The organism is Leifsonia sp. Leaf336 (assembly GCF_001423695.1).
Lineage (GTDB): Bacteria > Actinomycetota > Actinomycetes > Actinomycetales > Microbacteriaceae > Leifsonia.
Genome location: NZ_LMOZ01000003.1, coordinates 360,766 through 375,005 on the forward strand (window position 1 = coordinate 360,766; position 14,240 = coordinate 375,005).

Consider the following 14,240-nt stretch of genomic DNA (forward strand, 5'->3'; position numbering starts at 1 on the left):
GTTTCGTTTCGTTCGGTCTTCGTGTTCGATGTGTGCGGTCGATGCGGGCAGCGGTCTGCGTCAGCCCTTGACGGCGCCGCTGGTCATGCCCGCGACGATCTGCCGGTTGAAGAAGATGTAAGCGACCAGCGGCGGGATGGTGATGAGCAGGATGTCCATGAAGAGCAGGTTGTAGAAGCTCAGGTTCTGCCCGGAGAACGTGTAGAGCGTGGTCTGCACGGTGGCGTTGTCGGAGCCGGGGAGGAAGTACAGCGGTCCGGCGAAGTCGTTGAAGACGAACACCGACTGCACGACGATCACGGTCACGATCACCGGCCGCAGCAGCGGCAGGATGACCTGGAAGAACAGCCGCACCCGGCCGGCGCCGTCGAGCACCGCCGCCTCGTCGAGCTCCCGCGGCACCGTGTTGAAGAACGCCCGGAACAGCAGGATGCAGAAGGAGAGGCCGAAGGTCGTCTCGATCAGGATCATGCCCGGCATCGTCTTGTAGAGCCCGACGCCCTGCAGCACCCAGATGGTGGGCACCACGGCCGGCGGAACGATCAGTCCGGCGAGCACGAAGAAGTTGACCACGGGGCCCCACTTGCTCCGCTTGCGAGCGAGCACATAGCCGGCCATCGCCGACAGCACGACCATGAGGATCACCGACCCGAGCGTGAGGATGAAGGAGTTGAGGAACGCCCTCCAGATCAGGCCGTCGCCGCTCTGAAGCACGGCGATCAGGTTGTCGAAGAAGTGCCATTCCTTCGGCCAGGAGAAGGCGAGGCTGGAGGCTTCGTCGGGAGTCTTCGCGGCCTGCAGCACGACGAAGGCGAGGGGCACGAGGAAGATGACGACGGAGATGAGGATCGCGATGACACCGACGATCCAGGCGCGGGTCTTGGCGCGGGTCACAGCTCCACCTGCTTTCTGTTGAGGACGAACGACAGCGGCACCATGATGACCGTCACCACGAGGAACAGGACGACGTTGCCCGCGGTCGAGAGACCGTAGAAGCCGGCCTGGTACTGCTTGTAGATCACGGAGGCCAGCACATCGCTGGTGAAGCCGGGGCCGCCTCCGGTGGTGGCCCAGATGATGTCGAACGAGCGGAGGCCGCCGATCAGCGACAGGATGATCACCGTCGCGGTCGCGCCGCGGCTGAGCGGGATCGTGATGCGCCGCAGGATCTGCATGTACCCGGCGCCGTCGATACGGGCCGCCTCGTAGTACTCGTTCGGGATGGCGACGATACCGGCCATGAAGATCAGGGTGGCGATGCCGACGCCCTTCCAGATGTCCACGCCGGCGATCGTGTAGAGCGCGAGGTTCGGGTCGGTGAACCAGCCCGGCTGCGGGAGGTGGAAGAAGCCGAGCACCGCGTTCACCATGCCGTGGAACGGGTCGAGCAGCGACTTCCAGAGGATGCCGACGCCGATGGTCGACAGCAGCACCGGGAAGAACACGACCGCTCGCAGGTAACCGCGTCCGACGACCGGCGCCGTCAGCAGCAGAGCCAGCAGGAAGCCGATGATCACCTTGGCGCCCGAGGTGAGCACCGCGTAGATGAGCGTGTGGATGAAGCTGGTGTAGAGCTGCGGGTCCTGGAAGAACTGGACGTAGTTCTGGAACCCGATGAAGGTCGAGTCGAACAGCGACCACCGCGTCAGCGAGAAGTAGAACGACGAGATCGTCGGGACCGCGAAGAAGATCGCGTAGAGGACGAGCGCGGGGATGAAGAACCAGGTCGGGTAGTGCGACCGCATCCGCGATTTCCTGGGCTTGGTGCTACCGGGGCTTCGGCCCTCGGTGATGATGTCGGCCGCCTGGACAGCGGCCGCGGGTGTGGCCGTCGACATTGTCTGCTCCTCGTCGAGTCTTCCTGAGGTGAGGTTCCGCCCGGGCCGGCGGGGGGAACGCCGGCCCAGGCGCGGGCTCACCAGCCCTTGATACCGAGCTGCTGGGCCTGGGCCTTCACATCCTGGTCGTACAGGGCTGCGCCCTGCTGTGCGGTGGAGATGCCCGAGCCGACCTGGATCAGGATCTTCTCCAGGTTCGGGCCCTTGATCGGCGACAGGAACTCGAGCGCGAGGCCCGTCTTCTTGTCGTCCTGGTACTTCAGCTCGTCCTGCACGAGCGCCGGGGCGTTCGAGGGGACCTTGCAGGTGCTGATCGCGAACGGGCCGGCGGGGGTGCCTGCGCTGTTCTGGATGTCGCAACCAGTGGGCGAGTTGATGAAGGCGACGAGCTTCTTGGCCGCGGCCAGCTTGTCTCCGGTGGTCGTCTTCGGGACGTACGCGCCACCCGGCTCCCAGACGGTCGCGTGCGGCTCACCCGAGTCGGTCGGCATCGCGAAGTAGCCGATGTCGTTGATCTGGTCGGGGTTGGACTGCAGAACGTTGCTGATCACGGTGGTGATCATCGGGTACTGCGCGCCTTGGCCGGTGGCCAGCATCTTGAGCGCGTTGACGTTGGTAAGCGACGCGTAGTCCTTGTTCATCAGACCCTTGTCGAAGACCTCCTGCGTGTGCGTGAAGCCCGCCAGAGCCGGCTCCTTCGAGTACTTAGCGTTCGACTTGTTCGCCGTGTAGTCGTCGGCCCACTTGGAGTCGGCGGCGTTGACGTTGGCGAAGTCGCCGAGGACGAACAGCTGGCTGGTCCAGGTGTCGCCGTAGGACTGAATGACCGGGACGATTCCGGCGGCCTTGATCTTCTCGCTATTGGAGATGAACTCGCTCCAGGTCTTCGGCACGGACAGGCCGAGCTTCTCGTAGACCTTCTTGTTGTACATGATGCCGCCGTCGAACGTCGTGCCGGTCGGGGCGCCGTAGGTGCCCTTGTCGGTGCTGACGGTCTTCTTGAAGTCGGAGGTGATGTCCTTCACCCACGACTCGTCGGTGAGCGGCTGGAGCTGCGTGTCCGGGTGCAGCGCCTGGAAGAGCGATCCGGAGTTGTAGAGGAACACATCGTTCATCTCGCCCGTGGAGAGGCGCGTCTTGATGAGGTTGTCGCCGTCGGTGCCCGTCGGACGGGTCTCGACCTTGACGGTGATCTTCGGGTTGGCCTTGTGGAACGCGGTCGAGAGATCGTTCGCGAACTTGGTGCTGGCGGGGTCGTTGCCGGCGGCGAGCAGCGAGATGGTGACCGGGCCGTTCGAGTTGCCGCCCGACGAGCTGCAACCGGCGAGCGCGAGCGCCGCGATGGCGATGCCGCCGAGTGTGGCGACGACCTTGGTCGTCGTCCTGCGAGAGAACATCAAATACCTCCTTGTATTCGGGACGTTTCCGCCCCTGGGTGCGTGGGGTGTTTTGAAACGCTTCACATGAAGATAAGTCCTCTGGCGGAGTACGTCAAGAACAAATTGTGTCGATTCAGTAACGAGCCGTCAAGAGGCCGGTGAATCGTCCGTTCAATTGCGATCGGCGCTCCTCGTTCTTTAAGAAACGGTATTTGATCAGCTATTTTCTGCGACATTGATTCGTGAGAGTTCTCGAACCGTCCGGATCGATTGAAAATTGTTTCGTTTCAACGCACGCATCGATTACGATGTCCCGCGGGAGGGATCACCACATGGCTTCTGCAAGCGTCAAAGACGTCGCCGCGCTGGCTCAGGTGTCGGTCGGGACGGTGTCGAACGTGCTCAACCGGCCGGACATCGTCTCCCCCGAGACCGTCGAGCGCGTGCATCTCGCGATGGAGAAGCTCTCGTACGTGCGCAACGAGGCGGCCCGCCAGCTGCGCCTCGGGCACAGCCAGGCCATCGGTCTGATCTCGCTCAGCGGCGCCAACCCGTTCTTCACCGATGTGGCCGTGGCCGCCGAGAATGCGGCCTCCGAGGCGGGTTACGAGGTCATCGTGGGCAACAGCAACGAGCGCAGCGAGCGCGAGGCCGGCTACCTCAACCTGTTCGAGGAGCTCCGGGTGCGCGGTGTCCTGCTCGCCCCCGTCGGCGACGTGGCGCCGCGCCTGCGCCGGATGCGCGACCGCGACATCCCGATCGTGCTGGTCGACCGCGAGAGCACCGACAGCTCGTTCAGCTCGGTGTCCGTCGACGACGTCGCGGGAGGCGCGCTCGCTGCCCAGCACCTCATCGACACCGGGCGCACACGCCTGCTGTTCGCGGGAGGCCCCGCCGCCATCCAGCAGGTGAGCGACCGCCTCGCGGGCGCCCGGTCGGTCGTCGACCAGCACCCCGGCGTGACCTTGGAGGTCGTGTTCGGCGACGCGCTCACCGTGCTCGAGGGCCGCAGGATCGGCCAGGCCGTCGCCGACCGCGCAGCCGCCGACCGCCCGGACGCGGTCTTCGCCGCCAACGACCTGCTGGCCATCGGCCTCCTGCAATCGCTGCTGATCGACGGCAAGCTGGCCGTGCCCGACGAGATCGCCCTCGTCGGCTACGACGACATCCTCTTCGCCGGGGCCTCCGTCGTGCCGCTCACCTCGGTGCGCCAGCCGAGCCACCTCATCGGCGAGACAGCCGTCCAGATCCTCCTCGAGGAGGCGGACGACCGGTCGCTCGAGCCCCGGCACATCCGCTATCAGCCCGAACTCGTCGTCCGGGCGAGCACGACGCCGCGGTGAGCCTGTTCAGGCCCGCTCGCGCTGCGCCTTCAGCCGCCAGACCTCGCCGAGCACCATCCCGTCCGGGCCGTCGGCGGTGGTGACGAAGTGGTCGACGTGCGTGTTGATGAACGCCTGCCACCGCTGGTTGGCGGGATCGTCGTCGAGCGCACGCATGGCCGCCGCGAAGTCGTCGCACTCGACCAGGTGGAAGAGGTCGCGACCGCTCCGCCAGATCGACCAGTCGTGGATGCCGAGCCGCTCGAACGACGATGCGAGGTCGTCAGGAATGACGGTGTGCGCCTCGTCGTAGGCCGCTTCGTGGCCGTCGCGGAGGACGGAGTGCAGGGCGACGCGCATCGGCGTTCCTTCCCGGATCGATCTTGGATTCCTATAGGAAATAGTAATAGGCTGAAAGCCTCTGCGAAAGGACCCCCATGCGATTCCTGCGACTCGGCGCCGTCGGCACGGAGATCCCTGTCGTCAGCGACGGCGAGACCTCCTGGAGCCTGCTCCCGCTCACCCCGGACATCGACGGAGCCTTCCTCGCGTCCGACGGGCTGACCCGAGCGGAGGCGGCCGTGCTCGCGGGCGAGCTGCCGACGGTCGACACGACAGGGTTGCGCATCGGCGCTCCGATCGCGCGCCCGCAGGCGGTCATCTGCATCGGGATGAACTACGCCGCGCACGCCCGGGAGTCCGGCTCCGAGCCGCCGAGCGACATCGTCGTCTTCTACAAGCACCCCAACACGGTCGTCGGGCCGAACGACGACATCCTGCTTCCGCCCGGCTCGACCACGACCGACTGGGAGGTCGAGCTCGCCGCGGTCATCGGCCGTCGCGCGCGCTACCTCTCGTCGCCCGAGGAGGCACTGGAGCACATCGCGGGCTTCGCCGTCGCGAACGACGTATCGGAGCGCGAGTATCAGCTGCAGCGCTCGCTGGGCCAGTGGAGCAAGGGCAAGAGCTTCGAGACGTTCAACCCGCTGGGCCCCTGGCTCGTGCCCACGGCGGAGGTCGGCGACGGTTCAGGTCTGCGCATCTGGTCGACGGTCAACGGCGAGCTGCGCCAGGACTCCTCCACCTCCGACCTGATCTTCGGCGTCGCCGAGATCGTCTACCGGCTCAGCCAGTTCACCGTCCTCGAGCCGGGCGACCTCATCAACACCGGCACGCCGGAGGGCGTCGGGCTCTCCGGCCGGTTCCCGTATCTGGGCGCCGGCGACGAGGTGCGCCTGGGGATCGACGGTCTCGGTGAACAGGCGTCCACCGTTCGTCCTGCGCACTGAGCGCCCCACAAGCAACCCATCCGACAAGACGAGAAGGAGACGACGTTGTCCGATTTCGAAGGGCTCGTGGCCGCGGTCACGGGCGGGGCATCCGGCCTCGGCAAGGCGATCGCCGACGAGCTCGCGGGTCGCGGCGCCCGCGTCTATGCGCTCGACCTGAACGTGGAGGCCGTCGCCGCACCGCACACCGGCATCCGCTGTGACATCGGCGACGACGAGAGCGTGCGCTCGGCGATGGCGGAGGTGCTCGCCGACGCCGGCCGCCTCGACATCGTGATCGCCAACGCGGGCATCGGCGCGCAGGGCGACGTGGAGGCCAACGACGACGCCGAATGGATGCGCGTCCTGAACGTCAACGTCATCGGCTCAGCCCGGACCGTCCGGCATGCGCTGCCGCACCTGAAGGCGTCGCCCTCGCCCGCCATCGTCTTCACGAGCTCGATCGCCGCGTGGGCCGGCCTCCCGCAGCGCGTGCTCTACTCGGCCTCCAAGGGCGCGATCTCGGCGATGACCCTCGCGATCGCCGCCGACTGCCTCCCGCTCGGCATCCGCGTCAACGCGGTCGCACCCGGCACGGCGAACACCCCGTGGGTGGGCAGGCTGCTCGACAGCGCCGCCGATCCCGACGCCGAGCGCGCCGCCCTGGAGGCCCGCCAGCCGAGCGGCCGGCTGGTGCAGCCGCAGGAGGTCGCGGACGCGGTCGCCTACCTGGCGTCGCCGCGGTCGGCCTCCACGAACGGCGTCATCCTCGCCGTCGACGGCGGGATGTACTCCCTCCGCCCGCGCCGGTAGCGCACCACGCAACAGCCGAAGGGCACGTTACCGCCCCTAAAACTGAGTTTTAGGGGCGGTTACGTGCCCTTCGGCGTTCTCCGTCAGGGAGTGGGAACGACGAGCGCCGGCTCGTACCGGTGCGCGTAGAGCGACTCGGGCAGCATCTCCATGCCGATGCCCGGCGCGAGCGGGGCGCGGTAGCGGCCGCCGACCAGTTCGACCGGCGCCACGAAGTGCTCGTGGAGGTGCTTGGTGTACTCGATCATCCGGCCCTCCCGGCTGCCGGAGACCGCCACGAAGTCGAACATCGAGAAGTGCTGCACCGCCTCGCAGAGGCCGACACCGCCCGCGTGCGGGCACACCGGCACGCCGAACTTCGCGGCGAGCAGCAGGATGGCGATGTTCTCGTTGACCCCGGCGACGCGCGTCGAGTCGATCTGCACGATAGCCGCGGCATCGGCCTGCAGGAGCTGCTTGAACAGCACCCGGCTCATCCCGTGCTCCCCCGTCGCGATGCGCACCGGCGCCACCGCGCGCGCGATGGCCGCGTGGGCGAGCACGTCGTCGGGGCTGGTCGGCTCCTCGACCCACGCGAGGTCGAAGGGCTCGAGCGCGCGAATCCATTCGATGGCCTGATCGCGGTCCCAGCGCTGGTTGGCGTCGATGGCGATCCGGATGTCGGGGCCGACCGCGTCGCGGGCGATCCGCAGGCGACGGAGGTCGTCCTCCAGCCGGTCGCCGACCTTGAGCTTGATCTGCTGGAAGCCCTCGTCGACGGCCTCCCGCGCAAGCCGCCGCAGCTTGTCGTCGGAGTAGCCGAGCCAGCCGGGCGTGGTGGTGTAACCGGGATAGCCGGTCGCCAGGAGCTCGGCCTCGCGAGCGGCCCGGCCGGGCTCCGCGGCTCGCAGCATCGCGAGGGCGTCCTCGCGCGTCAGGGCGTCGGTCAGGTAGCGGAAGTCGACCAGGTCGACCAGTTCCTCCGGCGTCATGCGCGCGAGGAGCTGCCACAGCGGGAGGCCGGCGCGCTTGGCCTTCAGATCCCAGAAGGCGTTGACCACGGCCCCGATCGCCATGTGCATGACGCCCTTCTCGGGGCCGAGCCAGCGCAGCTGGGAGTCGTACACGAACTCGCGCCAGAAGCCGCCGAGATCGTCGAGGATCGCCTCCACGTCGCGACCGATCACGCGGTGGGCGACGGCCTCGATGGCCGCGACCTGCACGTCGTTGCCGCGGCCGATCGTGAATACGAAGGCGTGGCCCTCCAGCCCGTCCGGAGCGTCGGTGCTCACGCGGAGGTAGGCGGCGGAGTAGTCCGGGTCGGGATTCATCGCGTCGGAGCCGTCGAGGAGCGCCGACGTCTCGAAGCGCACGTCCAGGGTCTCGAAGCCGATCACGGTACTCATAGGCAACATCCTATTGGATATAGCCAGGGTCGCGCCAGTCGAACGGCCTCCGAAGACACGGAGATCCGGAGACGCGAAGACGCCCACGTGGTCAGGCACGTGGGCGTCTCCTCGTTCGGAACCGCGAACAGCGGGGGACTATTTCGCCCGCTTACTCCAGGCTCGACGAGATGCGCTTGTACGACTTGGTGATGTGGTCGAGCATCGCCTTCTCGGCCCGGGTGGCATCCCCGGCCCGCAGCGCCTCCAGCACGGCCTCGTGCTCGCCGGAGGTCTCGTCGACAACGCCGTGCTTGAAGTAGATGCGGTACTGGTGCATGTGCGGGCGCAGTCGCACGATGGCGTCCGCCAGCAGCCCGTTGCCGGAGTGCACGGCGATCAAGCGGTGGAACTCGGCGTCCTGGTTGGCGAAGTCCTTGTAGTCCTTGAACCGGTCGTCGCCGGTCTGCGACGCCTCGCCGCTGCGATGCATGTCCTCGCAGAGCCGCTCGAGCTGATCCAGCGTCGCGGCGTCGATCTCGCCGGCGGCGTGGCTGGCGGCGTAGGGCTCCAGCAGGCGCCGCATCTCGAACAGCTCCCGGAGCCCCTCGCTGTCGAGCAGCGGGGCCGCGGTGTAGCCCTTGAGCGCCTTCTTGACGACCAGGCCCTCGGATTCCAGGCGCGCGAGCGCCTCGCGCACCGGCGTCGGCGAGACGCCGAGCTGGCGGGCGATGCCGTCGATGCTGGCCCGGCTGCCCGGCTCGATCACCTGGTCCATCAGCAGACCGAGCACGGCGTCGTAGACGTCGTCGGCCAGTGCCCGCCGAGCGGGCAGGAAGTGTTCGCCGAGGGAAGGTTCGATGCTCATGTGCACATCCTAGGCTTGCGAGTCCGCTGAAAAGAGGAAAGAGGATGCAGGATCGCCGTGCGGCGTCAGACCCTCCGCCTCCAGCTCCGCCCACAGCGCATCGGGAACCACGGGAGCGGCCAGTCCCGCGTTGCGGACGATCTGCTCGGGGCTGTCGGCGCCGAGCACGACGGTGGAGACCACGGGATGCCGCAGCGGGAACTGCACGGCCAGCTGCGGCAGAGTGACGCCGTAGGGAGCCGCGACGTCGGCGATTCTGCCCGCGCGTTCGATCAGCGCGGCCGGGGCGGCCCCGTAGTCGAAGGTCGCGCCGGCCGCCGGGCGGTCGGTGGCGAGGATGCCGGAGTTGAAGACCGCTGCGACCACGACCTCCACCCCGCGCTCCTGCGCGGCGGGCAGCAGATCGGAGGCAGCCGCGCCGTCCAGCAGCGTGTACCTGCCCGCGCACATCACGATGTCGAGGTCGGTCTCGCGCACGAACCGGGTCAGCATGGCCGATTGGTTCATCCCGGCGCCGTACGACCGGATCACTCCCTGCGAGCGCAGCTCCTCCAGCGCGGGGAAAGCGCCCTCCAACGCCTCGCGTTCGTGTTCGTCGGGGTCATGGACGAACAGGATGTCGATCCGGTCGAGGCCGAGGCGGGTCAGCGAATCCTCGACCGACCGGAGCACGCCGTCGCGCGAGAGGTCGAACCGGCGCCGCCGCGTCGACGGCACGTCGAAGAGGTTCGCGATGTCGGTGTCGCCCGGCCGGTAGTCGGGGTTCGGCTCCAGGAGGCGGCCGACCTTCGTCGACACGACGTACTCGTCGCGCGGGAGGCCGCGCAGGCCTTCGCCGAGCCGCTCCTCCGCGAGGCCCAGCCCGTAGTGCGGCGCGGTGTCGAAGTACCGGATCCCGGCCTCCCACGCCGCGGGAACGATCGCGGGCCAGACGTCGTCGGGCCGCGCGCTGTACAGATTGCCGAGCGCCGCGACCCCGTAACCGATCGGGCCGCGCTGCGCCGGGCCTCCGGGAGCGGTCGTCATCATGCCACCCGCCGGTCGTCGATCGCGTCGAGGTCCCAGTCGATCCCGAGCCCCGGCGCGTCGGGCGCGACGCCGTGGCCGTCCCGGATGACCAGCTCGCGCTTCGTCACCGCGCGCAGCTGCGGGATGTGCTCGAGGTAGAGCGCGTTCGGCACCGCGCAGCAGAGCGACACGTGCAGCTCCATCAGGAAGTGCGGCGCCACCGCCACGTTGAACGACTCCGCGAGATGCGCGACCTTCAGCCACGGGGTGATGCCGCCGACCCGGGCGACATCGACCTGGACGATGGAGGCCGCGCCGGCCTGCAGGTACTCCCGGAAGTGCCCGACCGAGTACATCGACTCGCCCACCGCGACGGGCAGCGTCGTCGACTCGGCCAGCCGGCGGTGGCCCGCGACGTCCTCCGCCGGCAGCGGCTCCTCGAACCAGAAGATGTCCAGCGGCTCGAACAGCGCCGCCCGGCGGATCGCCTCGGCCGCCGTCATCGACTGGTTGGCGTCGACCATGATGTCCATGCCAGGGCCGACCGCGGCACGCACCGCCGCGAGACGCTCGGCGTCCTCGTGGCCGCGCGTCTTGCCGACCTTGATCTTGACGCCGTTCAGCCCGCGTCGCTGCGACTCGACGGCCTGGGCGACCAGGTCGTCGGTGTCGAAGTGCAGCCAGCCTCCCTCGGTGTCGTAGAGCGGGATGCTCGGCCGTGAGCCGCCGGCGGCGACCCAGAGAGGAAGCCCGGAGGCCGTGCAGCGCGCATCCCACACGGCGGTGTCCACGGCAGCGAGCGCCAGCGACGTGATCGCGCCGACTGTTGTCGCCCGCGTTGCCGAGAAGAGAGCGCGCCACACGGCCTCCGGACGATTGGCGTCCATACCGACCAGGACGTCGAGCAGGCACGTGCGCAGCAGGCTGAGCACAGCCTCGCCGCCGGTGCCGATCGTGTAGCTGTAGCCGAGGCCCTCCACGCCGCCCGCGGTGCGGATCCGGACGAAGATCGTCTCCTGCTTGAGGAACGACTGCACGGCGTCGGTGCGGACGGTCTCGACCTCGAGGTCGCTCAGCCACGCCTCGGCGCTGACGATCGTGCCGTCGACGGCGGTGCGGGAGGTGGGCGGGGCGAGAGTCATGGAGGTCCTGCTTTCTGGTGGAGGCCGTGGTGCCGGTGAGGGACGCGGTTGCTGTGGGTCAGCGCCCGCCGAAGCCGCCGAGCGCGACGCCCTTGATGAGCTGGCGCTGGAGCACGGCGACGATGATCAGCGACGGGATGATGGCGATGGTGGAGGCCGCCATCATCAGGCTCCACTGCGTGCCGTGCTCCCCCGTGAACATCGAGAGGCCGAGCGGCACGGTCGCCAGGTCCTGGCTGTTGATGATGATGAGCGGCCAGAGGTACGAGTTGTAGTACCCGACGAACGAGAAGACGCCGAGCACCGAGATCGGTGCGGCGAGCTGCGGCAGCAGCACCGACCACAGCGTGCGGAACCGGGAGGCGCCGTCGATGATGGCGGCCTCCTCGAACTCGATCGGGATGGTCAGGAAGAACTGCCGCAGCAGGAACGTGCCGAACGCCGTGAAGGCGAACGGGATGATGAGCGCGACGTACGTGTCGACGAGCCCGAGCTGGTTCATCATGATGAACAGCGGCACGACCAGCACCTCCTGCGGCAGCACGAGCGTGAGCACGTAGAGCAGGAACAGCCGGTCGCGGTACTTGAACCGCAGCCGCGAGAACGCGTAGGCCGACAGCACGGCGACGATCACCGAGAGCAGCGCTCCGCAGATCGCGACGAAGAAGCCGTTGAAGATGAACCGGCCGAACGGGACCAGAGTCCACGCGTCGACGAAGTTCGACCACTTGACCTCGGAGCCGATGAACGACGGCGTCGGCGAGAAGACCTCCGACTCGGGCTTGAGCGCCGAGAAGAACATCCAGATGAACGGGAACGTGAACAGCAGCGCGACGACGGCGACCGCTCCGGTGTTCAGCCAGGTCTTGGCGACGGTCACCTTCTGCGCCGGGCGCAGCCGGGGCCGGGGACGCCTGGCGGCTGTCGCGCCTCTGGTCTGCACATCACTTGTCATAGTTGACCCACCTCTTCTGTCCCGCGAACTGCAGCGCGGTGATGAGCATCACGACGATGAAGAGCATCCACGCCAGAGCGGATGCGTAGCCGAGTCGGTCGAACACGAAGCCGTTGCGGTACAGGTAGAGCACGAACGTGTTCGTGGACTCCCCCGGGCCGCCCTGCGTGAGGATCTGCGGCTGCACGAACACCTGGAAGGCGCCGATCATCGTCATGGTCATGGTGAAGAACAGCGCGGGCGAGATCATCGGGAGGATGATCGAGCGCATCCGCTGCCAGGCATTCGTGCCGTCCATCCGAGAGGCCTCCAGCAGCTCCTTCGGGATGCCGGCGATGCCCGCCGAGAGCACGATGACGTTATAGCCGAACGACTGCCACACCGACATCGCGATCACCGACGCGAGCGCGAACCGGGAGTCGGAGAGCCAGCTCGGGCCGTCGATGCCGATCGAGTGAAGCGCGGAGTTGACGATGCCGTTGTCGCTCAGCAGCAGCCTCCACACCAGGGCGTTCGCGACCATCGGCGTGATCGCCGGCAGGAAGAAGATGACCCGCCAGAAGCCGGCGCCCTTGACGCGCGTGTTCAGCCACAGCGACACGACGAGCGCGAGCGCGAGGTTGAGCGCCGTGTAGACGAAGGCGAAGATCACCGTGTTGAGCAGGACCGTGTAGAAGGTCGGGTCGCTGAACAGCTTGGCGTAGTTGGCGAAGCCGACGAACGTCGGCGAGCCGAACAGCGGCCACTCGAAGAGGCTGATGACCAGCGAGCCGAGCAGCGGCACCAGGATGAAGAAGGTGAAGCCGGCGAGCCCGGGCCACAGGTAGGCGAGTGCCGCCAGGCCGTCGCCCTTGCGCTTCTTCGCGCCGCGCGGCGGCGACGGATGCGGGACGTGGAACGGGCGGGTCGGGGGCGCGGCGGGCGCCGCCGTCTCCTCCGAGACGACGGCGCCCGTGATCAGTGGCGAGGACATCCGCCTACTGCCCCACCGAGTTCTGGATCGTGGTCAGCACGTCCTTGGCGGTCTTGTCACCCCGGTAGCCTTCGACTCCGTACTGGGTGAACAGCGTCTCGACCTGGTTCCACGTCGGAGTGGTCAGCTGCGCCTTCGCGTCCTTGAGGAGCGCCTGCACGGCGGTGTAGGCCTCGGCGGACTTGCCCTCGGCCCAGGCCGACTGGGCGTCGGGACGGGACGGGACGATGCCGCGCTTCTCGGCCTGACCCTTCAGCACGCTGGTGTCGGTCATGGCCATGATCGCCTTGAACGCGCTGTCCGGGTCCTTGCAGTTCTTCGCGATGCCGAAGCCCGAGCCGGCCGTCATGCCCTTGGCGTCGCCCGACTCGGTCGGGACGATCGTGACGCCCAGCTTGAACTTGGCCGCCGCGGCGAAGGTGCCGTACATCCACGGGCCCTCGATCAGCATGTCGCTCGCGCCGGAGGTGAACGCCGATTGGCCGACGTCGGAGCCGTCGGCGGCCTCCGGCGCCTTGGCGATGCCCTCCTTCGACACCAGGTCGAAGTACGACTGCACCGAGTCGACGAGCTTGGAGTTCGTCAGGTCGAGCTTTCCGCCCTTGACCGCCTCGGCGCCGTCGGCGATGGCCCAGGCGTTCGGGATGAAGAAGCCCGGCTCGATCGCGAGAGCCTTGTGGTCGCCCGTTGTCAGCTTCTTCGCGTCGGAGAGGAACTGTTCACGGGTGTAGGTCGCGCTCGGAAGTGCGAGCCCGGCCTTCTGGAACGCGTCCGCGTTGTAGTAGAGGACGATCGGCTCGGCGTCGTAGGGGATGGCGCGGATGCTGCCGTCCACCGTCATGCCCTTGAGCATGGACGCGTCGAACTTCGAGGTGTCGAGCTTGTACTTCTTGATCAGGTCGGTCAGCGGCATCAGCAGCCCCGAGAGCTCCTGCGCCCGGGCGGCCTGAGTGGTGAGCAGGCAGGGCGGGTTGGATCCGCTCAGCCGGGTCTTGACCTTGGTCCAGTAGTCGTTGAAGCTCGGGCCTTCGATCGTCACGTCGAGCTTGGGGTCGACCTTCTTGCCGAGGTCGATGAACCCCTGCCACTGGTCGCGGTCGCTCTGGCTGCTGACCCAGGTGTACATGGTGATCGGGCCGCCGGAGGCGTTGCCGCCTCCTCCGCCCGCACAACCGGCGAGCGCGGTGAGCGCTCCTGCCAGCAGAATGGCTGTACCGGCCCGTACCGCCGCGCGCTTGGTTCGTGGTGTCACTTGCTGTGCCTCCTCCATTGGATTCATCAAGGTGATCGCCGTGTGGCTGGATCCTATA

Annotated in this window: 14 protein-coding genes; 3 read left to right on the forward strand and 11 right to left on the reverse strand. The window is 67.7% G+C overall.

The window, feature by feature from the left end; all coding sequences use genetic code 11:
* Window positions 1–60: 60 nt before the first annotated feature.
* From ASF88_RS16985 to ASF88_RS16995, 3 genes are all read right to left on the reverse strand, one after another.
* Complete coding sequence (locus ASF88_RS16985) at window positions 61–894, reverse strand: carbohydrate ABC transporter permease (RefSeq protein ID WP_055921521.1); 834 nt, start codon at window positions 892–894, stop codon at window positions 61–63.
* A complete protein-coding gene (locus ASF88_RS16990) occupies window positions 891–1,838 on the reverse strand; it encodes a carbohydrate ABC transporter permease (protein ID WP_055921524.1) in 948 nt (315 codons plus the stop codon). The genes ASF88_RS16985 and ASF88_RS16990 overlap by 4 nt, the downstream gene beginning before the upstream one ends.
* A gap of 77 nt (window positions 1,839–1,915) precedes the next feature.
* A complete protein-coding gene (locus tag ASF88_RS16995; RefSeq protein WP_055921527.1) occupies window positions 1,916–3,235 on the reverse strand; it encodes an ABC transporter substrate-binding protein in 1,320 nt (439 codons plus the stop codon).
* Between the two features lie 314 nt (window positions 3,236–3,549).
* On the opposite strand from ASF88_RS16995, the gene ASF88_RS17000 reads away from it, so the two are divergent.
* Window positions 3,550–4,560, forward strand: coding sequence for a LacI family DNA-binding transcriptional regulator (locus ASF88_RS17000; RefSeq protein ID WP_055921530.1), 1,011 nt, complete (start codon window positions 3,550–3,552; stop codon window positions 4,558–4,560).
* Between the two features lie 6 nt (window positions 4,561–4,566).
* On the opposite strand, the gene ASF88_RS17005 is transcribed toward ASF88_RS17000, so the two are convergent.
* The gene (locus tag ASF88_RS17005; RefSeq protein ID WP_055921533.1) at window positions 4,567–4,899 is read right to left on the reverse strand and encodes an L-rhamnose mutarotase; all 333 of its coding nucleotides are present in this window, start codon (window positions 4,897–4,899) and stop codon (window positions 4,567–4,569) included.
* 77 nt (window positions 4,900–4,976) lie between these two features.
* On the opposite strand from ASF88_RS17005, the gene ASF88_RS17010 reads away from it, so the two are divergent.
* Window positions 4,977–5,828, forward strand: coding sequence for a fumarylacetoacetate hydrolase family protein (locus ASF88_RS17010; RefSeq protein WP_200935317.1), 852 nt, complete (start codon window positions 4,977–4,979; stop codon window positions 5,826–5,828).
* 45 nt (window positions 5,829–5,873) lie between these two features.
* Window positions 5,874–6,620, forward strand: coding sequence for an SDR family NAD(P)-dependent oxidoreductase (locus tag ASF88_RS17015; RefSeq protein ID WP_055921536.1), 747 nt, complete (start codon window positions 5,874–5,876; stop codon window positions 6,618–6,620).
* Between the two features lie 83 nt (window positions 6,621–6,703).
* Here the strand turns inward: ASF88_RS17015 and ASF88_RS17020 are convergent, their stop codons facing one another.
* The 7 genes from ASF88_RS17020 to ASF88_RS17050 form a co-directional block, all read right to left on the reverse strand.
* Window positions 6,704–8,005: an enolase C-terminal domain-like protein gene (locus ASF88_RS17020; RefSeq protein ID WP_055921539.1), complete on the reverse strand. Its 1,302-nt coding sequence runs from the start codon at window positions 8,003–8,005 to the stop codon at window positions 6,704–6,706.
* A gap of 151 nt (window positions 8,006–8,156) precedes the next feature.
* Window positions 8,157–8,852 (reverse strand): GntR family transcriptional regulator, encoded by a 696-nt coding sequence (locus ASF88_RS17025; RefSeq protein WP_055921542.1) that lies wholly within the window; start codon window positions 8,850–8,852, stop codon window positions 8,157–8,159.
* A 9-nt stretch (window positions 8,853–8,861) separates the two neighbouring features.
* Complete coding sequence (locus ASF88_RS17030) at window positions 8,862–9,881, reverse strand: aldo/keto reductase (protein WP_055921545.1); 1,020 nt, start codon at window positions 9,879–9,881, stop codon at window positions 8,862–8,864.
* The gene (locus tag ASF88_RS17035) at window positions 9,878–11,002 is read right to left on the reverse strand and encodes a mandelate racemase/muconate lactonizing enzyme family protein (protein ID WP_055921548.1); all 1,125 of its coding nucleotides are present in this window, start codon (window positions 11,000–11,002) and stop codon (window positions 9,878–9,880) included. Before ASF88_RS17035 ends, ASF88_RS17030 begins: the two co-directional genes overlap by 4 nt.
* Before the next feature lie 58 nt (window positions 11,003–11,060).
* Window positions 11,061–11,957 carry a carbohydrate ABC transporter permease gene (locus tag ASF88_RS17040; RefSeq protein ID WP_055921551.1) on the reverse strand — a complete coding sequence of 299 codons (897 nt, stop codon included), beginning with the start codon at window positions 11,955–11,957 and terminating at the stop codon, window positions 11,061–11,063.
* Window positions 11,947–12,930, reverse strand: coding sequence for a carbohydrate ABC transporter permease (locus ASF88_RS17045; protein ID WP_055921554.1), 984 nt, complete (start codon window positions 12,928–12,930; stop codon window positions 11,947–11,949). Before ASF88_RS17045 ends, ASF88_RS17040 begins: the two co-directional genes overlap by 11 nt.
* Window positions 12,931–12,934: 4 nt before the next feature.
* A complete protein-coding gene (locus ASF88_RS17050) occupies window positions 12,935–14,182 on the reverse strand; it encodes an extracellular solute-binding protein (RefSeq protein ID WP_235493538.1) in 1,248 nt (415 codons plus the stop codon).
* Window positions 14,183–14,240: the final 58 nt, after the last annotated feature.